14 protein-coding genes are annotated in these 19,598 nt (G+C 63.4%); 6 read left to right on the plus strand and 8 right to left on the minus strand.

Features of this window, described 5'->3' with window-relative positions; all coding sequences use genetic code 11:
- Window positions 1-266 precede the first annotated feature (266 nt).
- Window positions 267-2,108: an amidohydrolase gene (locus OO258_RS04165; protein WP_266029109.1), complete on the plus strand. Its 1,842-nt coding sequence runs from the start codon at window positions 267-269 to the stop codon at window positions 2,106-2,108.
- Between the two features lie 121 nt (window positions 2,109-2,229).
- Here the strand turns inward: OO258_RS04165 and OO258_RS04170 are convergent, their stop codons facing one another.
- Window positions 2,230-3,492 carry an OprD family porin gene (locus OO258_RS04170; protein WP_266028966.1) on the minus strand — a complete coding sequence of 421 codons (1,263 nt, stop codon included), beginning with the start codon at window positions 3,490-3,492 and terminating at the stop codon, window positions 2,230-2,232.
- Between the two features lie 204 nt (window positions 3,493-3,696).
- The gene (locus tag OO258_RS04175; RefSeq protein WP_266028967.1) at window positions 3,697-4,608 is read right to left on the minus strand and encodes a LysR substrate-binding domain-containing protein; all 912 of its coding nucleotides are present in this window, start codon (window positions 4,606-4,608) and stop codon (window positions 3,697-3,699) included.
- 198 nt (window positions 4,609-4,806) lie between these two features.
- Between OO258_RS04175 and ycaC (OO258_RS04180) the strand changes: the two genes are divergently transcribed.
- Window positions 4,807-5,436 (plus strand): isochorismate family cysteine hydrolase YcaC, encoded by a 630-nt coding sequence (gene ycaC, locus OO258_RS04180; protein ID WP_012274792.1) that lies wholly within the window; start codon window positions 4,807-4,809, stop codon window positions 5,434-5,436.
- 195 nt (window positions 5,437-5,631) lie between these two features.
- On the opposite strand, the gene OO258_RS04185 is transcribed toward ycaC (OO258_RS04180), so the two are convergent.
- From OO258_RS04185 to OO258_RS04200, 4 genes are all read right to left on the minus strand, one after another.
- On the minus strand, window positions 5,632-6,210 hold the full coding sequence (locus OO258_RS04185; protein WP_143494077.1) for a PBECR2 nuclease fold domain-containing protein: 579 nt from the start codon (window positions 6,208-6,210) through the stop codon (window positions 5,632-5,634).
- Between the two features lie 170 nt (window positions 6,211-6,380).
- Window positions 6,381-6,674, minus strand: a complete 294-nt coding sequence (locus tag OO258_RS04190) for a hypothetical protein (RefSeq protein ID WP_266029110.1) — start codon at window positions 6,672-6,674, stop codon at window positions 6,381-6,383.
- Window positions 6,675-7,185: 511 nt separating this feature from the next.
- Window positions 7,186-8,973 (minus strand): monovalent cation:proton antiporter-2 (CPA2) family protein, encoded by a 1,788-nt coding sequence (locus OO258_RS04195; RefSeq protein ID WP_266028968.1) that lies wholly within the window; start codon window positions 8,971-8,973, stop codon window positions 7,186-7,188.
- Between the two features lie 165 nt (window positions 8,974-9,138).
- Window positions 9,139-10,125, minus strand: coding sequence for a GlxA family transcriptional regulator (locus OO258_RS04200; RefSeq protein ID WP_266028969.1), 987 nt, complete (start codon window positions 10,123-10,125; stop codon window positions 9,139-9,141).
- A 131-nt stretch (window positions 10,126-10,256) separates the two neighbouring features.
- Between OO258_RS04200 and OO258_RS04205 the strand changes: the two genes are divergently transcribed.
- Window positions 10,257-10,619, plus strand: a complete 363-nt coding sequence (locus tag OO258_RS04205) for a helix-turn-helix domain-containing protein (RefSeq protein ID WP_110743380.1) — start codon at window positions 10,257-10,259, stop codon at window positions 10,617-10,619.
- 72 nt (window positions 10,620-10,691) lie between these two features.
- A complete protein-coding gene (gene ycaC / locus OO258_RS04210; RefSeq protein WP_266028970.1) occupies window positions 10,692-11,318 on the plus strand; it encodes an isochorismate family cysteine hydrolase YcaC in 627 nt (208 codons plus the stop codon).
- Between the two features lie 54 nt (window positions 11,319-11,372).
- Here the strand turns inward: ycaC (OO258_RS04210) and OO258_RS04215 are convergent, their stop codons facing one another.
- Window positions 11,373-16,412, minus strand: coding sequence for an ATP-binding sensor histidine kinase (locus OO258_RS04215; RefSeq protein ID WP_266028971.1), 5,040 nt, complete (start codon window positions 16,410-16,412; stop codon window positions 11,373-11,375).
- 240 nt (window positions 16,413-16,652) lie between these two features.
- Between OO258_RS04215 and OO258_RS04220 the strand changes: the two genes are divergently transcribed.
- Window positions 16,653-17,645, plus strand: a complete 993-nt coding sequence (locus OO258_RS04220) for a response regulator (protein ID WP_266028972.1) — start codon at window positions 16,653-16,655, stop codon at window positions 17,643-17,645.
- Window positions 17,642-18,010 (plus strand): response regulator transcription factor, encoded by a 369-nt coding sequence (locus OO258_RS04225; protein WP_110743377.1) that lies wholly within the window; start codon window positions 17,642-17,644, stop codon window positions 18,008-18,010. The genes OO258_RS04220 and OO258_RS04225 overlap by 4 nt, the downstream gene beginning before the upstream one ends.
- Window positions 18,011-18,038: 28 nt before the next feature.
- Here the strand turns inward: OO258_RS04225 and OO258_RS04230 are convergent, their stop codons facing one another.
- The gene (locus OO258_RS04230; protein ID WP_110743376.1) at window positions 18,039-19,529 is read right to left on the minus strand and encodes a YifB family Mg chelatase-like AAA ATPase; all 1,491 of its coding nucleotides are present in this window, start codon (window positions 19,527-19,529) and stop codon (window positions 18,039-18,041) included.
- Between the last annotated feature and the right edge of the window lie 69 nt (window positions 19,530-19,598).

A 19,598-nucleotide genomic window follows, 5' to 3' on the forward strand; every position in this document is an offset into this window, starting at 1 on the left:
CCCAGACAGCAAAAAGCTTGACCAGGGCTAACCTTCTTCAACCCACCGCACATCCATCCAAGCCCAAGCCTTGCATCAACCGGCATGCTTCGCAGTCCCCCTGCCGGCCCTCGTCGGAGAAGCCTATGTCCCAGGACCGCAACGACAAGACTCGTCGCCAGTTCCTCGCCACCAGCACCGTGCTCGGTGCCGCCGGCGCGCTCTGGTCCGCATTGCCCTTCACCGGCCAAGCCGGTTCCGCTCACGCATCCAGCCAAGGAGGTTCCATGACCGCCGACCTGATTCTGTTCAACGGCAAGCTGCACACCGTTGACCGCGAAAAGCCCACCGCGACCGCCGTCGCCATCAAGGACGGCCGCTTCGTCGCCGTGGGCAACGACGCCGAGGCCATGGCCCACAAGGGCGCCGCCACGCAAATCATCGACCTCAAGCAACGCACGGTGATTCCGGGCCTGAATGACTCGCACCTGCACCTGATCCGCGGTGGCCTGAACTACAACCTCGAACTGCGCTGGGAAGGCGTGCCGTCGGTGGCTGATGCCCTGCGCATGCTCAAGGACCAGGCCGCGCGTACGCCAACCCCGCAGTGGGTGCGGGTAGTCGGTGGCTGGAACGAATTCCAGTTCGCCGAAAAACGCATGCCCACCCTGGAAGAAATCAACCAGGCTGCGCCCGATACCCCGGTATTCCTGCTGCACCTGTACGACCGCGCGCTGCTCAACCGCGCTGCGCTCAAGGCCGTCGGCTACGACAAGAGCACCCCGAACCCGCCAGGTGGCGAAATCCAGCGTGACAAGTTCGGCAACCCGACCGGCATGCTGATCGCCCGCCCCAACGCAATGATCCTCTACGCCACCCTGGCCAAGGGGCCGAAGCTGCCGCTGGAGTACCAGGTCAACTCCACCCGCCAGTTCATGCGCGAACTCAACCGCCTGGGCCTGACCAGCGCCATCGATGCCGGCGGTGGCTACCAGAATTTCCCCGATGACTACTCGGTGATTCAGGCGTTGGCCGACAACAACCAGCTGACCGTGCGCATCGCCTACAACCTGTTCACCCAGAAGCCCAAGGAAGAGCTGGACGACTTCAAGAAGTGGACGTCCAGCGTGAAGCTGCACAGCGGCACCGACTTCTTGCGCCACAACGGCGCTGGCGAAATGCTGGTGTTCTCCGCCGCCGACTTCGAGGACTTCCTCGAACCGCGCCCGGACCTGCCGCAGACCATGGAAGAGGAGCTGGAGCCGGTGGTGCGCCACCTGGTCGAGCAACGCTGGCCATTCCGCCTGCACGCCACCTACAACGAGTCGATCACGCGCATGCTCGACGTGTTCGAAAAGGTCAACCGTGACATCCCGTTCAATGGCTTGCCGTGGTTCTTCGACCACGCCGAAACCATCACCCCCCAGAACATCGAGCGCGTGCGGGCGCTGGGTGGCGGTATTGCCATTCAGGATCGCATGGCCTTCCAAGGTGAGTACTTCGTCGATCGTTACGGCGCCAAGGCTGCCGAACAGACCCCGCCGATCAAGCGCATGCTCGACATGGGCGTGCCGGTCGGTGCCGGTACCGATGCCACCCGGGTGTCCAGCTACAACCCGTGGACTTCGCTGTACTGGCTGGTCAGCGGCAAGACCGTTGGTGGCATGGAGCTGTACCCGGAAGGCCTCAGCCGCGACACTGCTTTGCAGCTGTTTACCCAAGGCAGTGCCTGGTTCTCCAGCGAGCAAGGCAAGAAGGGCCAGATCAAGGTCGGCCAGCTGGCTGACCTGGCGGCGCTGTCGCTGGACTTCTTCAGCGTCGAGGAAGAGGCGATAAAGGGCATCGAGTCGGTGCTGACCATCGTCGACGGCAAAGTGGTGTATGCAGCGGGTGAATTCGATCGCCTCGGCCCACCACAGGTGCCGGTCTTGCCCGAGTGGTCTCCGGTGGCCAAGGTGCCGGGCCACTGGCGTGTGGGTACGCCGTCGCTGGCGGCGGCCGTGCACCAGTGCTCGGGACCGTGCGGGGTGCACGCACACAGCCATGACAAGGCGCGTAAATCGAGTGTTCCGGTCAATGACTTCCAGGGCTTCTGGGGGGCGCTGGGCTGTTCGTGCTTCGCCTTCTAAGCTGAGCTGATGTAAAGAGGGGGCCAAGATCTGGCCCCTTTTTTGTGTCTCAAGTGCCGGCCCTTTCGCGGGCAAAGGACAGCATCAAGGGTGACAGGCGCCTGAAGGGGAGGTGCTCATGTCAGAAGCTGCCTTTGAGTGGGTATTCGATGATCAGGTAGATGCGGTCGATGTCATCGCCGGCCTGGGCCTGGTTGGCACGGTGGCTGACGTGGGAGAACGACAGGCTCAGGTCCTTGGCGGCGCCCGACTGCACCACGTACTTCAGGTCGATGTCGCGTTCCCAGTGCTTGCCGCCGTCGCCGTACTGGTTCACGTACGCGCCGCCCGCCGATGCGTGGCTGCCGTCGATGCCACGGCCACTGACGTAGCGGCCCATCAGGCTCAGGCCAGGCATGCCGAAAGTGGCGAAGTTGAGGTCGTAGCGCAGTTGCCACGAGCGCTCGCCGGGCCCGTTGAAGTCGGCGTACTTGATCGAGTTGGCCAAGTAGATGGAATCGCCACCGACGAAGTCGAACGGGGTGTCGCCCTCGACCTTCTGGTAGGCCAGGCTCAGCGCCTGGGCGCCGAAACTGTATTTGGCCAGAAGGCTGTAGGCGAGGGTGTCGATTGCGCCCGCGCTGGCGTTGCCGGTGTCGCGGGTTTTGTACAGGTTGCCGTCCAGGCGCCAGTTGCCTTCAGCCAGGTTCAGGTTCAGGTAGGCCTGGCGCCAGGTGTCCTGCAACTGCCCGGCATACAGCGCGCCGCCGAACGGGCCTGCGGGCGCGAAGGTGGCGCCGGCCAGGCTGATTGCACGGTTGTGAGTGCTGGCGCCGTAGCCGCTGAAGTCGTCATGGGTAGAGCTGTTGTCCTGGTTGTTGAAGGCGGTGAAACGCCCGGCCTGGAGGCGCCAGCCGGGCAGGTCGGTGTTCTCCACGAGCCAGCCGGTGGCGTATTCGGGGTGCAGGCGTTTGTCGCCGGTATCGAATACCGGTGTTTCCACCATCATCTCGCCATAGCGCAGGCGGGTATTGCCCAGGCGAAGTTTGAGTGCGGCACCAGCGCTGGAATAGTCGGACTCGGCGCGGCCATCGCTGTCGCGTGGTAGCAGGCCGGTGCCGGCATGGCCGCGGCCGCCGTCGAGCTTGAGGCCGATAAAACCGTGGGCATCGATGCCCAGCCCAACAGCGCCCCCGATGAACCCGGAGCGTACCTCGCCGATGAAGCCTTGGGCCCATTCCTGGCGGTAGTTCTGGCCGCTGGCGGAAGGTGAGCGGAAGTCGCTGTGCAGGAAATAGTTGCGGCTGAGCAGCGACCAGCCGGGTTCATCGGCTTGGCTGAATGTGGGGCACAAGGCGAGCGTGGCGAGCAGGGCGCGGCCCGGTCCGTGAGTGGCGCGGATCATGAAGGCTCCGGGGGGGATGATCCGGGACTGTGGAGCAAGCGTAGGCCAGCGGTCTTGTAAGGGTGTGCTGGGGGGGTGTTTTACTTGTACCGGCCTTTTCGCGGGCGCGCCCGCTCCCACAGGTTCGCCACTGGCCCCGAGCCTTGTGCAACACCTGTGGGAGCGGGCATGCCCGCGAAGAGGCCGGCTCAGCCAGCCAGGCACTCATGCCATGTCGCTGATGGCGAACTCCTCAGCCAGATGATCGATCAGCGCTCGCACCGAAGGCAGCAACCCACGTCGCGATGGGAAGATCGCATGCACGATGCCGCAACGCGGGTGCCAGTCTGGAATCAGCTCAACCAGACGTCCTGCCGCCAGGTCCTCACGCACCGCCACCCGCGGCAAGTGTGCGATCCCCACTCCGGCTACCACGAAATGGCGCAAGGCAAACAGGTCATCAGTCACCATGCGTGGTGTATGCGGGATGACGATGCTGCGGCTGTTGTCCTCACCCTGGAACAGTTCCCACTGGTACTCGCGCTGGGCACTACCCCAATGCACGCTGGGTAGTGTGCCCAGCTGCTGAGGGTCAAACCCTTTGGGCAGTTGCGCCAGGTATTGAGGCTGGCCGACCAGGCACTGGGTGCTGTTGCTCAGCACCTTCATCACCATGTCGGTGTTCTCCAGCGGCGGAAAGCGCACCCGCAGAGCAATATCGAAGCCCTCGTGCAACAGGTCGACACGGCGGTTGGTACTTTCGATGAACAGCTCTACCTGCGGGTACTTGAGCATGTAGCGGGTCAGCATCGGCCCGACCCAGGAATTGAGCAGGGTGGTCGGGCAGCTGATACGCACCAGCCCGCGCGGTTCGCTGCGGTTGCGCTCGATGATCTCCGCCGCGCCTTCGGCCTCTACGCGCATGGCCAGGCAGCGGTTGTAGTAGGCCTGGCCGATCTCGGTGAGCGAGCAGTGGCGGCTGGTGCGGTGCAGCAGGCGTACGCCCAGGCGGTCCTCAAGGTCAGCGATACGCCGGCTGAGTTTTGATTTGGGCATGTCCAGCGCCCGCCCGGCCGGGGCGAAGCCACCGTGCTCCACGACCTGAGTGAAGTAGTAGAGAGAGTTGAGGTCTTCCAATGATCGGTCTCCGGTTATCTGTTGGCCTGTACCCGCGAAGGGGCCGGCAAGACCAACGCCAATCCATCGTTCATAAATCGGAACGCTAAAGCCAGATTCTGCTAACTACCGCCGCAAAGGTGATGATTTTAATCTGTGCCCATCAACGCGAAACACCCCGGATTGCTGAAAAATTCATAACCCTTAGGAGCACAGACCATGAGCAAATTCACCTACAACCGCCTGAACAAAGACGACGCTGCCGTACTGCTGGTCGACCACCAGGCTGGGCTGCTGTCGCTGGTGCGCGACATCGAACCGGACAAGTTCAAGAACAACGTGCTGGCGCTGGCTGACCTGGCCAAGTTCTTCAACCTGCCGACCATCCTCACCACCAGCTTCGAGCAAGGCCCTAACGGCCCGCTGGTGCCGGAACTGAAAGCCCTGTTCCCTGATGCCCCGTACATCGCCCGCCCAGGTCAGATCAACGCCTGGGACAACGAGGATTTCGTCAAGGCGGTGAAGGCGACTGGCAAGAAGCAACTGATCATTGCCGGTGTGGTGACTGAGGTCTGTGTAGCTTTCCCGGCCCTGTCGGCCCTGGAAGAAGAGTTCGACGTGTTCGTGGTGACTGATGCTTCCGGCACCTTCAACGAGATGACCCGCGATGCTGCGCATGACCGCATGAGCCAGGCGGGTGCCCAACTGATGACCTGGTTCGGCGTGGCCTGCGAGCTGCACCGCGACTGGCGCAACGATGTCGAAGGGCTGGCTGCACTTTGCTCCAACCACATTCCGGATTATCGCAACCTGATGACCAGCTATAACGCGCTGACTGCGGGTAAGTAACACTAAGTAACCTGATGGGTAGCCTCCCCTTGGGGCTACCGTTGACTTGATCGTAGAGTGTTGTTAGCGTTTGAACTGAGCGCGAAACCAGCTGCCATTCAGCGGTAAAAGCTGGCGTAGGAACCCCGTCGATGGCTGAATCATCAGCGTCGGGTGAGACCTCCACACCCCTGCTTGAGGGTGTGTATATGAATATCAAGCGCAAATACAGGGCCACTGGTGACAGTGGCCCTTTTCTTTTCTTGGCAGAAAATTGTACCGCTTGTAGAGCAGCAGCCCGTGGCGATGTTTGTTCAGTGCTTTTGCATCGCACTGCATGAAATTCCACAGCGTTTTGCCGTTGTCGAGGGTCACGATTACCAGCATCTGGCGCCTGGTTTCGTAGACGCCGATGAAGGCCAGCCTGAAAGTGTCATTGGTGTAAGCGACCTGCCATACCTCAAATGGTCCGATTAACGTATCCAGCGCTACCTTTACATAGCGTTCCCGGGCGTCCTGTCTCTTCTCGACGATGTGGTAGATACAGCTGCGCTGAATCCGGATGTCGCCCAGTGGGCTGCTGATGCTGACTACCTCAACGTTTTCGCTGTCCAAGCCCAGATGCCGTGCAGCAACCTCGACTGCAGCGTCATGCGAATCAGCAGGCGCTAGTTCTTCGATAGCCTGGGCGCGTAGTTCACGCGCAAGTGTTCTGAGGTCGGGTAATTGTTCGTCCAGCCAGGAGTTCTGGCCTTTCTTTTCGGCATTTTTCGCGGCTGGGCTGTTGGGGGTCAATGAAATACCTGACTGGGAACAGTCGCTGATGTGGCGGCGGCCAGGTAAGCCTATGGCGAAGGGGGCCCCCTAACAATCAGACGGAGGGTGACGCGTTGTGTAGGGTATTTCCGGCATTTGGGCAGAGCAGGCTAGTCATTGCAGCCTGCTCAGGGCTGATGTAAATCACTTCAACTTACTGGCTGTGACTCAATCCCATCCAGCAATGCCTCAACCAACCCTTCTGCCATTTCGAGTGCGTTCAGGTTGCTCCAGAACAGGCTCTTGCCTGTGTCATCCAGATGCTCCAAGGCTTTGTAGCCACAGTCGTAGGCGCCGCGCAGGTATTGGGCGACATGCACCAGGGCATCGTGGGCCGAGACGTCGGGGTTTACGGTGAACAATGGGGGATGGCCGGCATCGCAGCGGCTGAAAGAGCGTTGTGTGGTGTTGGGGAGGGGTGGATCCGGAACAATCTTTTTCATTGCAGTAAGCTCTCTAGGTTGTACTGCAACCATCCGTTTCCACGCGAAGGGTGGCAGTTGTACGCGGGGTGGAAAACCGGTGAGAGGCAACCCGGTAGGCCATACGGCCTCCCGCGCACAACTGCCATTGAAGACAGCACCTCAGACCGAGACGGGTTTCCACACCCGATCGCTGAACCGACAGCGACCCGGTTAGCCTAGAGAGCAGGCCTTCCCCGGACAATCAGACGGGCGTCGACACGGTGTGTAGGATAAATCCTTGGGATTGGCGTGAACGTAGGAAATGGTTCGCGGGGAAGTAGGACCCAGCTGAGAATTAGACGATTTTGTGATGGTTTTTGTGTGTTCGCGTAATGGCAGCGAGGTGATCGTCAGGAGGTTGCGGATGGCCTCCAGGTGCCTGGCGGTAGTTTTTGGGCGCCCATGAGATCGAGCGCAGCTCGCGATGCGCCGCGCGGGCGGCGCCCGATCTCACACGCACTACAACCCTCAAGACATGCGCCACAAGCCCTCAATCCGCATCCGAATCAAATAACCTTTCCAACTCCACCCGCGCCTCCTTGGCCGTCTGCATCACCTTGGCCCGGTCATCACGCACTTGCCCCTGGGCCTCCAGCACCTCTTCGTCATGCTGGGTAAACCGCGCAATGCGGTCCGCCGCCTGCTCATCGCTCAAGCCCAACCCCACCAGCGCCCGGCGGGTCATTTCCAGGCTGGAGTAGAACGTTTCGCGAATCGGCTCGGCACCCACATCCACCAACTTGTGCACATGCTGGCGGTTACGCGCCCGGGCCAGCACCTTCAGGTGTGGGTACAGGCGCTTCACCCGTTCGGCGGTATGAATGGCGGCTTCTGGGTCATCAATGGTGATGATGAAATACTCCGCTTCACCCACCTTGGCGGCGTGCAGCACCTCCGGGCGCAGCGGGTCGCCGTAGAACACTGGCACCTGTTCGAACATGCGGGTCATCTCGATCGTGTCCACCGAGGTTTCCAGGGCAATGAACGGGATCTTCTGAGCCCGCAGGATGCGCGCGACGATCTGGCCCATGCGGCCCATGCCGACGATCACCACCCGTGGCGTATCCGTGCGGATCTGCTTGTACTGCTCGGGTACCTCACGCGCCGGCTGTGGGCGCTTGAGGGCGCGGGCGCAACCAATCATCAGCAGCGGGGTAATGGCCATCGACAGGGTGATGGTCATCAGCAGCAGGTCGTAGGTCTGGGTGTCGAACAGGCCCTGGTCCTTGCCCAGCTTGAACACCACGAAAGCGAACTCGCCACCGGCCGCCAGCACCATGCCCAGGCGCAGCGCGCTGGCGCCGCTCAGGCCTCCCGCCAGGCGGCCGACGCCCACCAGCAGTACCAGCTTCACCGCCACCAGCAGCAGGGTCAGGCCCAGCACCACCAGTGGCATTTCCAGCAGCAGGCGCAGGTTGGCGCCCATGCCGACACTGATGAAGAACAACCCGAGCAGCAGGCCCTTGAATGGCTCGATCTGTGACTCCAGCTCGTGGCGGTATTCCGAGTCGGCCAGCAGCAGGCCGGCGAGGAAGGCACCCAGAGCCATGGAGATGCCAGCTTCCTCCATCAGCCAGGCGGTGCCGATCACTACCAGCAGCGCGGTGGCGGTAGACACTTCCGGCAGGCCGGTGCGGGCAACGGTGCGGAACACCGGGCGCAGCAGGTAGCGGCCGCCGATGATTACCACGGCGATGCTGGCGAATACCTTCAAGCCGTGTTGCAGGCTGTCGCCGTGGCTGGTCTCCGGGCCGCTGGCGGCCAGCAGTGGTACCAGGGCGATCAGCGGAATGGCGGCAATGTCCTGGAACAGCAGGATGGCGAACGCCAGGCGGCCGTGCGGTGCATTGAGCTGCTTGCTCTCAGCCAGGCTCTGCAGGCCGAGGGCGGTGGATGACAGGGCCAGGCCCAGGCCGAGCACGATGGCTGCTGGGAGCGTCTGGCTGAAGCCGAACAGGGCAATGGCACCGATCAGCGCGCCGGTCAGCAGCACCTGGGCGGTGCCAACGCCGAACACCGACTTGCGCATCAGCCACAGGCGCTTGGGCGACAACTCCAGGCCAATGATGAACAGCAGCAGGACCACGCCCAGCTCGGAAATGTGCGCCACGCTTTCGGTATCGCGGATCAGGCCGAGTGCTTGCGGGCCGATGACCACGCCGGCCAGCAGGTAACCGAGCACCGCGCCCAGTTGCAGGCGCTTTGCCAGGGGGACGGCGAGGACTGCGGCGAGCAGAAAGATCACCGCGGTTTGCAGAAGGCTGCCTTCGTGTGGCATTGGCTCGTACTCCATGAGCTGCCGGGGCAGCGTTCGAACAGTTTGACGGACAATTCTGAGGGGCGGGGTGGCGCCAGACAATCGTCTGACGGGAAGAAACATTGTCCTGGTCAGGGTGACAATCGGTGCCGTCCATTACCTGGGCACGCTCGCGAAAAAGCAGCGCTAATCCGACTGTTCACCGCCACCAAACTGCGCCCGATACTGCGCTGGCGTCATGCCAATCCGCTCGCAGAATACCTTGCGCATGTGCCGGTCACTGCCGAACCCACACTGCGCCGCCACCACCTTCATCGGCAGGTCACCGCATTCGAGCAGCTTGCGCGCGCGATCGATGCGCGCATTCTGCAGGTACTGCAGCGGTGTAATGCCCACCTCACGCTGAAACGTCCTGGCAAAGTTGCGCCCGCTCATGGCCACCAGGTCGGCCATCTTCTGCACGGTGAACACCTGCTCGATATGGTCGACGATGTATGCCTGCACCCGGGCAATCGGTGAATCATCGCGTGGTATCGCCGCCAGCAGGGGCCCATAGGGTGTCTGCCCACCCTGGCGATGGCGGGCGACCAGCAGCACCTTGGCCACTTCCAGGGCCAGCGCCTTGCCGTGGTCTTCAGCGACCACCGCCAATGCCAGGTCGATGCCTGCGGTGATTCCGCCCGAGGTGATCAGGCAGCGGTCGATGACATAGATCTGCTCGGTTTCTACCTTGGCCTCGGGAAACGCCTGCGCCAGGCGCTCGACGTAGTTCCAGTGAGTGGTGCAGCGATAGCCATCCAGCAGCCCCGCCCTGCCCAGCAGGAATACCCCGGTGCAGATGGCACCAAAGCGTCTGGCACTGCGCACCGCCTGCGGCAGCCACCGCTCCAGCCCAGGCAGGGCGACGTCATAGGCGCCTGGGCCGCCCGGTACCAGCAACAGATCCACGCCTGCGGGCAGTGCCTCCAGGCGCAGGTCGGCCAGGACGTTCAGGCCGCACGAACCGCGGATCGCCTGATGGCCCTCGGCTACGGTGAGCAATCGGTACTGCTTGTCTTCAGGCAAGAACCGGTTGGCAATGGCAAAGGCGTCCATTGGCCCGGTCACGTCCAGCAACAGCACATCGTTGAACAGCACCATGGCCACGGTTCGATGAGCGCGATTTTCCTGCATACCTCATAACCCCAAGTGTCCTGAGCACGCATCTTAGGGCAGCGCTGCACGATTAAGAACAATTCAGCTTTGGCTCAGGACTTTGTCATGAGCCAGGGGCGAGACTTTTCTCACTGAACAGGAGAGTCGTCATGCCCCCTGGGACACCCCAACCACCGCTGCAAGCCCCTGGTGCGTTGACGCCAGCGCGCTTGCGCCAGGCCAAGGAGCTGATGCTGCGCAGCTCGCTGTCGATCATCGAGATCGCTGGCGTGTGCAACCTCACCCGCAGCCATTTTTCCCGCGCCTTCAAGGTCAATACCGGCCTATCGCCCCAGGCGTGGCGCCTGCTGGCACGTATGGAAAAGGCCAAGCGCCTGCTCGCGACCGAGGCGCCGATCACCCACGTCAGCCTGGAGTGCGGCTTTTGCGACCAGGCCCATTTCACCCGCGCCTTCAGCCGCCTGGTCGGCCAACCGCCGAACGCCTGGCGCCAGGCGCACGCCATTCCTTAAGCCGAAGCTATCCTCTGGTATACCCCCTTGCGGGCAGTGCCGGCCGCTTTCCCAACCCAAGGAGTCACCCCGATGAGCCAACCCGATTACAAGCGCCTGAACAAAGACGACGCCGTGGTCCTGCTGGTGGATCACCAGACCGGCCTGATCTCGCTGGTGCAGGACTTCTCACCCAACGAATTCAAGAACAACGTGTTGGCCCTGGGCGACCTTGCCAAGTTCTTCGGCCTGCCAACCATCCTCACCACCAGCTTCGAGCAGGGCCCGAACGGCCCGCTGGTGCCCGAGCTGAAAGAGATGTTCCCGGACGCCCCCTACATCGCCCGCCCTGGCCAGATCAACGCGTGGGATAACGAAGACTTCGTCAAGGCGATCAAGGCCACTGGCCGCAAGCAACTGATCATCGCCGGGGTGGTCACCGACGTGTGCGTGGCGTTCCCGACCCTGTCGGCATTGGCGGAGGGTTTTGAAGTATTCGTGGTCACCGATGCCTCGGGCACCTTCAACGAAACCGTGCAGCAGGCGGCGTGGGTGCGCATGACCCAGGCGGGTGCGCAGATGATGAACTGGTTCTCGGTGGCGTGTGAGCTGCACCGCGACTGGCGCAACGACATCGAAGGGCTGGGCAACCTGCTGTCGCAGCGTATCCCCAACTACCGCAACCTGATGAACAGCTACACGGCGTTGACCTCACGGTGATTCAACCCTGTGCCGGCCGCTTTGCGGTCTTATCCGCGAACAGGCCGGCCCAGGCTACGAATGACTCACCGGCAGACTGAAACGAATCCGGCATCCACCCAGCTCCGACACCAGCGCCTGCAGTTCTCCACCATGGGCCTGCACCACCGAACTGCAAATCGCCAGCCCCATGCCCATGCCACTGCTCTTGGTGGTGTAGAACGCCCCGAACACCCGTTCCCGTTCCTCGGGCGGGATCCCCGGCCCGTTGTCGTCCACGCAGATTTCCACCCGCTCTCCAGCCTGTGCCGAGGCAATCCGCAGCACGCCATTGCTGCGATACCCTGCCAACGCCTCCAGGCCATTGGTAATCAAGTTGAACACCAGCTGCTGCAACTGCACCGGGTCGGCCATCACGCTGACCCCTGCCTGTAGCTGCGTCTGCACGTCCACTGCACCTCTGGTGGCATCGGCGGATGTCAAACGCACGACCTCGCGGATCAGCTCGTCCAGCTTCACTGCCTTCAGTTGCATCGGTGACTGCCGGGCCAGCGAGCGCAGCGCCCGCACGATGTTGGCGGCACGCTCACTGTCGTTGCGGATGTCCTCCAGGCCGGCAATCGCTTCGTCCAGGTTGGGCGTTGCGCGTTTCAGCCAACGCAGGCTGGCAGCGGCATTGGCGGTGATGCCCAGCAGCGGTTGGCTGATCTCATGGGCAATCGATGCCGACAGCTCGTTCATCACTTGCAGGTGCGCCGTGCGCGCGAGCTCTGCACGCGAGTGGCGCAGTTCTGCCTCCATCTGCGCGCGGCTCTGGTTGTCTTCGGCCAGGCGTGTATAGAACTTGGCCGTCTGCAGCGACACAGCTGCCTGCGATGCAAGGATTTCCAGCATGGCCAGGCGCTGGCTGCCGAACAGGTTGGGCACCAGCCGGTTTTCCAGGTACACCAGGCCGATCAGCACCCCCTGGATCACCAGAGGCAGGCACAGTACCGAGCGAGCGTTGCGTAAGTTCAGTTCCTGGCGAAAAGCCTCGGGGCAATCGCTTTGGGCATCATTAAGCACCAGTGGCTTGCGCGTGCGCATGGTGGTGTTGATGACCGACAGCGGTGCCTGGGTCATGAATTTCTGGCAGTTGTCCATGCTCACATGCAGCCCGGCATCGTCGATGAACGCAAGGGCGGCCATCTGGAATTCGGCGCCACTGACGATCAGCAACGCACCATGGTCGGCGCCGGAATGCTGGGTCAGGTTGCCCATCAGGCTTTCGATCAGGCCCTCAAGCAGCACCTCTTCGGACAACGCCCGTGCGGCTTGGATACCGGCCTCAAGGTCTAGCCTGGCCTGGTGGGTGGCACGCTGGGTCTCCTGGATTGGCTGGGTCCGCAGAAACGGGTGCAGTGTCTCCAGTTGGTGCACCTTGCCGGTTGCGCCCCAGATATGAAAGCAGTCCCGCGCGATGCGCAGGTGCAGGTTGGCGCCGGAAATCAGGCCGCTGGGGATGCACACTTCAGCCAGTTGCTCGTGGGCCAGCGCCTGTTCATGGATGAAACCGGCGGCGGTGGCGGCGATCTGCGCCTGGTCGAAGCAGCGGATGGCTGCCAGCCCGTCGCCCTCGAGCTTGGCGATGACCCCTTCGATCAGCAGCAGCTTGTTGCGGAACGTGACCGGGTTGAAGCCTGCCCAGTGCACGAAGCGCTCACGCAGGGCCTGCAGTTCACGCAGCTTGTCGGCAAGGCTGCCGGGGGCTTCAGGGCTGCCCAGGGCCAAGCCGCGGAACAGGTGAAAGTCGGCCAGGTTGATATGCGCCGGCGCGGCCCAAGTGTAATCGCCTGCCAAGGTCAGGTTGCGCATGGCCTGCGGGTGGTTGCCCAGGTAGAAGGCGCACATGCCGGCAAACAGGTGCTGGAAGAACCGTGTGGTGGGCGAGTTCGAGGGCGCAGCTGAAACCGGGCAGGGCATGCCGCCGAGGCTGGCAACGAACGCTTGCTGGGCCAGCAGGATTTGTTCGACATCGTGGTAGCCATGGCGGCGCACGGTAGCCAGGCCTTGTGCTATTTCATCGTCCACCTCCGGCAGGTAGCGGCCCATGATCAACGAGTCGGAAACCAGGTGGTTACAGGCATGGCAGCTCATCGCCAGGTCACCGCTCAGGTGCGCCGAGTCGACAGCCTCCAGGGCTGTGCGGCGGGCCAATTCCATGGGTGAAGTCCAGGCGCTGACCTGGTCCAGGGCCAGTAGGGCGCTGCTCAGGTCTGCCTCCAGGCCGTGGCGCTCGATCAGTTTGAGCGCCGCCAGGCAGCATGCGTGGCCATCGTGGTAGGTGCCGAAGCGTTCGGCGCACAGCACCCCGTACCAGGCCAGGCCGTAGGCACTGCCTGGGGCAACACCGTGCAACAGCGAAAGCTCCATGAGCTTGGCCAGGTGCAGGAAGCACAGGTCGTCCTGCACCAGGAATGAGCACGACAGGGTGGCCAGCAAACCCATTGCCAGGGCCACTTCTTCCGAGTCGGTGCGGGGCAGCGACTCCAGGCAGTGACGGCCTTTTTGCTCGATCAAGGCTTGCACGCGGGCATGGCTGGCAGCCACCTGTTGCGGGTCTAGTCCCGGCGCCAGGCAGATACCCAGCATCTGCAGGCCGCACAGTGCACTATCAATGGCTGCCTGATAGTCGCCCCGCAGAGTATCAAGGCGAGCCTGCAACTGGCACACCCTGGCCCGCTCCAGCATTGAGCGTGCGCGCTGGCGGCATTCGCCGAGCCGGGCCTCGGCGGCGGCCATGCGCGACAGCTGCAGCTCGCACTCCGCCGCCATGCTGGCGATGGCAAAGCCAAGTGTGGCGCGGTTTTCCAGCGTGCTGCCGTGGTCAAGCAGTTGTTCGGCTGTGCGCAGATACCCGGCGGCCTGCTCATGGGCGCCGCTGTCACGCGCACGCAGTGCGGCTTCGGGTAAAAGCTGCAGGAAGACTGCGCTGTCATCCGCGGCAAACCCGCGTGGGCTGGCGCGTTGCAGCTGGTGGGCGATCTCGAACGGCAGCTGCTGCACACGTTCTGGCCAGGCCCGGAGCATGGCCAGGGCAATGCGCGCATGCAACGATTCGCGCTCGTGCACCGGCGTCAGTTGATAAGCCGCTTCCATGACCCGGTCATGAACGAAGCCCAGGCCGTCCTGGCTCGACAGCAGGAAACCCGCGCCAATCAGAGCCTGCAACGGATCGCCCAGGGGTTTTGCGAGGACCCGCTGCAACACGCGTTCATCACATCGACTGCCCGCTGCGCTGGCAACGCGCAGCACGTCGCGCTGCGGCGCGGGCAGGCGCGCCAGGCGGTGGATCATCAGGTCTGCGACATTGTCAGAGTAGCGGTGCCGGGCCACTGCCTTCAGGCACCATGACCAGCGCATGGCCTGGGTATCGAAGGTGAACAGCTGGTCCTCGACCATGGCCCAGAGAATCTGGTGGATGAAGAATGGGTTGCCTGCCGTTTTGGCATGTACCTGCTCGGCCAGTTGCCACGCCGGGCCGGGGTCGACGTGATAGCGTTCCACGATCAGCTCGGCCACTGCACCCACGGCCAAGGGGCGCAGGTTTAGGGTGGTGCTGCGCACCGAGGTGGGGACGGCAAGTGGCGCGTTGCCGTCATTGTGCCGGGCAAAGATCAGCAGCAGGTTATCGGGCATGTTGGCCAACAGTTGTGCCAGCAACTGCCGAGAGGCGTCATCGACCCACTGCGTGTCATCGAGGAACAGCACCAGCGGCAGGCCAGGGCGGCTGAACACCTGGAAAAATTCCACGACTGCGCGCAATTCTTTCTGCAATGCCAGGCGTGTGGGTTTGGCTGGCAGGTCAGGCAGTGGGCCGACAACCAGCTGCAGGTCTGGCGCCAGCTTGCCAAGCAAGCGGCCGTGGCCTTTGATGCGGCGCAGGATGTCACGCCGCAGGGTGTCGAGATCCTGGCTGTTCTTGGCCAGCAGTTGGGTGGTCAGCGCGCCGAGGATTCCCACCCAGGGCGCGTAGGGTGCAGCCTGGGTCAGGCTGTTGCATTTGCCGACGGCCCAATACCCTTCGGCATTGGCCTTGAGTGCCGCCTCGACCAGGCTCGACTTGCCCATGCCGGCGGCGCCGTTGATATGCAGCACTTGTGGCTTACTGTCGCGGCGCATGCCCTTGAGCAGCAGGGCGATGGCCTTCTGCTCTGCACCGCGGCCATACAGGCGGCTGTCATTGGCGGCAACCGGGTCGGCGCAACCTGGCTCGAAAGCCGCCATGTGCCCGCTGTCAGCCCATTGCCGCTGGCAGTAGGCCAAGTCCACCGCCAGCGCGTGGGCGCTCTGGTAGCGGGCGCCCGGCTCTTTGGCCAGGGCCTTGCTCAACACTCTGCTCAGTGGCTGCGGCACCTTGCTGTCCACTTCGCAGGCCGCCCTTGGCTGTACACCGGCATGTAACTGGCGCCAGTGCTGGGTGTCGCGCCCTGCCAGCGGCAGCTCGCCGAGCAGCAGCTGGTAGAGAATTGCACCCAGCGCATAAATATCACTTCGCTGGTCGCTGGTGCTGCCGTGCGGGCAGACTTGTTCGGGGGCCAGGTAGGTCCAGTTACCGAGCGGCGTGCCCTGTTCGCTGATCAGCTGCGTGGGGGTAGCGCGGAAGCAGCCCAACCGCACCCGCTGGTTACCCTGCAAATACACATGTGCTGGCTGAAGGGCACCGTGAAGCACATTGCGTTTGTGGGCCTGGGCCAATGCAGTCGCAGCGTTCACCGCGATGTCGAGAAATGGCTCAAGGGCCAGCGGGCCTTCGGCTAGCAGGTCGGCGATGCAGTGGCCGGCCGGGTACACCAACAGTGGGCCTTCGGCTGAACGCACGAACGCGCAGGGGATTACGGCCCATTGCGGGTCCAGCTCCAGCCGGTAGTCGCGCTCCAGGCGCTGACAGGCGGAGGGGGCCTCAAGCGGCGCGCGCACTGCGACCCAGGTTTGCTGGGTAGCGGGGTCGCACAGACGAAAGTAGCTGAGCTCGCCTTCCTGCCCCAATGCAGTGATGTCGCAGCGGTTCAGCCAGCCCTCGTCGACGGACTGATCGTAATCCAAAGGCCTGTGGGCAAGGCGTTCATCAAGCATATGGCACCCCCTGCTAGCGACATCCCGAGCCGCGAGTATACGCAGCGGGCCCAGTGCGGACGCGGGTTACAGCCCGCTTGGCAGGAACGGGGACGCTGTTGTCCGTTATCGCCCCCTGGCCTGTGCCTGGCGCTTGTATAGTGCAGTGGCCAACCTATCCCTCGGGATAATTGTCTGAACGCGTATGCTGGCCTAGGCTGCCCGGGGCTGCGCAAACGCTCACGCCCATGCGAGGAAGCCATGATCCGAATAGGCAATGCCCAGGTGTCGCTGGAGCGGCGAGAAGTGTTTCTCGATGGCAAGCCGATGCTGCTGGGCGGTCGAGCTTTCGAGGTGCTGGCCACGCTGATCAGGGCCAAGGGCCGGGTGGTTGGCAAGGACGAGTTGTTCAGCCAGGTGTGGGCCGGCACGGTGGTCGAGGACAACAACCTGCAGGTGCAGGTGTCTTTGCTCCGCAAGGCGTTTGGTGACCGTGGGCTGATCCAGACTGTGCCACGGCGCGGCTATCGTCTGGCCGCCGAGATCAGCTTTGATGCGCCTGGTCGTGCCCATGAGCACTTGCCGTTGTGGAGTGGCGTCGACACGCCAGAGCCATCAGGCCACAGCCTGGACGTGCCGGTGCTGGTGGTGGACGACGACCCCTCGGTACGCACGGCGTTGGGCCGCCTGCTGCGCTCGCAGGATATTCCGCACCATCTGTTTGCCAGTGCCGAGGCGTTGTTCGAGGCTCGCCTCGCAACCCCCTATGGCTGCTTGTTGCTGGACATGCACCTGCCCGATACCACCGGGCTCGAAGTGCAGCAAGCGCTGCGCCGGCTGGCCTTGCCTTGGCCGATCGTGTTCATGACCGGCTTCGGCACCATTCCGATGACCGTGCAGGCCATGCGTGCCGGCGCCGTGGAGTTCCTGACCAAGCCCTTTGAGGAAGACCAGTTGCTGACGCTGCTGCAGGCTGTGCGCCTGCGTGCCGTGGCCGATGGGCGCAAATGGCGCCACGCGCGGCAGGTAGAGGAGAAGTACCAGCGCCTGACCCCGCGTGAGCGCCAGGTGTTCTCGCTGGTGGTCGATGGCCTTTCCCACAAGCAGATTGCCAGGCAGATTGGCACCAGCGAGGTGACCACCAAAGTGCACAAGAAGAACATCATGAACAAGATGCAGTCCCGCTCGCTGGTGGAGTTGGTCGCCATGCACAACGTGCTTGGTGCACAGCCCGAGGGCCTGGCCGGCGCATGAGCAGATGGGTATGCATCGTCGATGACGATGCTTCGGTGCGCAAAAGCCTGGCCAACCTGCTGCGCTCGGCCGGGTTCGAGACCTTGTCGTTCGCTGGCGGAGAGGTGTTCCTGGCCTCTGAGCTGGCGCGGCAGGCGGGTTGCGTGTTGCTCGACCTGAAGATGTCGGGAATGAACGGGCTGGAGGTGCAGCGCGAGCTCGCGCGGCTGCAGTGGGCGTTACCGGTGATCTGCATGTCGGCGCATTGGGATGATGGCGCGGTGCGTACAGCAACGGGCCAAGGGGCGCAGGCCTGTCTGGGCAAGCCGTTTTCCGAAGAGGTGCTGCTGAAGGCGGTTGAAGAGGCTTTGGCTGGCGGCCAGTAATGTGCCTGTACGCCTTGACCGCCATCGCCTAGCTGCTCCCCGGCCGGTACTGCAGGGCCTCGGCCAGGTGCGCCCGGCCTATCGCAGCGCACCCCTCCAGATCCGCCAGTGTCCGCGCCACCTTCAACAGCCGGTGCGCTGCCCGTAACGACAAGGTCAATCGCTCGCACGCCCCCTCCAGCCAGACTTGGTCCGCTGGTGCCAAGCCACAATGGCGCCGCAACCCTTCAAGGTCGAGAAATGCATTCGCACACCCTTGTCGCCTGTGCTGCAGCTCCCGCGCTTCAGCCACCCTGACGGCGACATCGGCACTGGTTTCCCCGCATGGCTGGTTGTTCAACGTGGTGGTCTCACGAGCCACGGTCAGGTGCAGGTCGATGCGGTCCAGCAGTGGCCCGGAGAGTTTGTTGCGATAGCGTGCGATCTGCTCGGTGCTGCAGCGGCAGCGGCCAGTGGGGTCGCCCAGGTAGCCGCAAGGGCAGGGGTTCATCGCCGCCACCAGCTGGAAGCGCGCGGGGAAACGCACCTTGTCGCGGGCTCGGGCAATTACGATTTCACCTGACTCCAGTGGCTCGCGCAGCACTTCCAGCACGCGCCGTTCAAACTCCGGAAGCTCGTCGAGAAACAACACGCCGTGATGGGCGAGTGTGATTTCTCCTGGTTGCGGTCGGCTGCTGCCACCGACCAGCGCGGGGCCGGAGGCAGAGTGATGGGGGTGGCGAAAGGGTCGCTGTGGCCAGCTGTTCAGCGGCGCATTACCGCTGACCGACTGGATGGCTGCCACCTCCAGCGCTTCGTGTTCGTCCAGCGGTGGCAGCAGCCCGGGCAGGCGGCTGGCGAGCAAGGTCTTGCCGGTGCCGGGCGGCCCGGTGAACAACAGGTTGTGCGCCCCGGCCGCAGCCAGCAGCAAGGCACGCTTGGCTGCCAGTTGCCCCTGCACTTCGCTCAGGTCGGGGTAGGGCCGTTGCTGCAGGATCAGACCGTTGGCGGCGTAGGGCGGCAACGGCACCTGGCCGTTCAGGTGTGCGACCAGCTCCAACAGGTGGCCCACCGCATACACCACCAGCCCGCCTGCCAGGCTGGCTTCCTCGGCATTTTCCCGTGGTACCACCAGCGCCCGGCCTGCTTCGCGCGCGGCCAGTGCGGCAGGGAGCACACCCTGGACCGGGCGCAATTTCCCCGAAAGCGCCAGTTCGCCCAGGCATTCCATATCGGCCAGGGTGGCAATCGGCACCTGGCCATCGGCGGCGAGGATGCCCAGGGCAATGGCCAGGTCATATCGGCCGCCATCCTTGGGCAGGTCGGCGGGGGCGAGGTTCTGGGTAATGCGTCGTTGCGGGTAGTTCAGCCCGGAGTTGACGATGGCGCTGCGCACCCGGTCCTTGCTTTCCTTGACCGTGGTTTCCGGCAAGCCGACGAGGGTGAGATGGGGCAAACCATTGGTCAGGTGGGTTTCGACGCTGACCGCCGGTGCCTGCACGCCTACCTGGGCGCGGCTGTGGACGAGGGCTAGGGACATGAACACTCCGTTGTTGCTGGAAAATGCCGCTTCCTGCGGCAGGGCAAAGAATAGCCAGTGCTGCCATGG

It is taken from the genome of Pseudomonas sp. DCB_BI (assembly GCF_026240995.1).
Lineage (GTDB): Bacteria > Pseudomonadota > Gammaproteobacteria > Pseudomonadales > Pseudomonadaceae > Aquipseudomonas.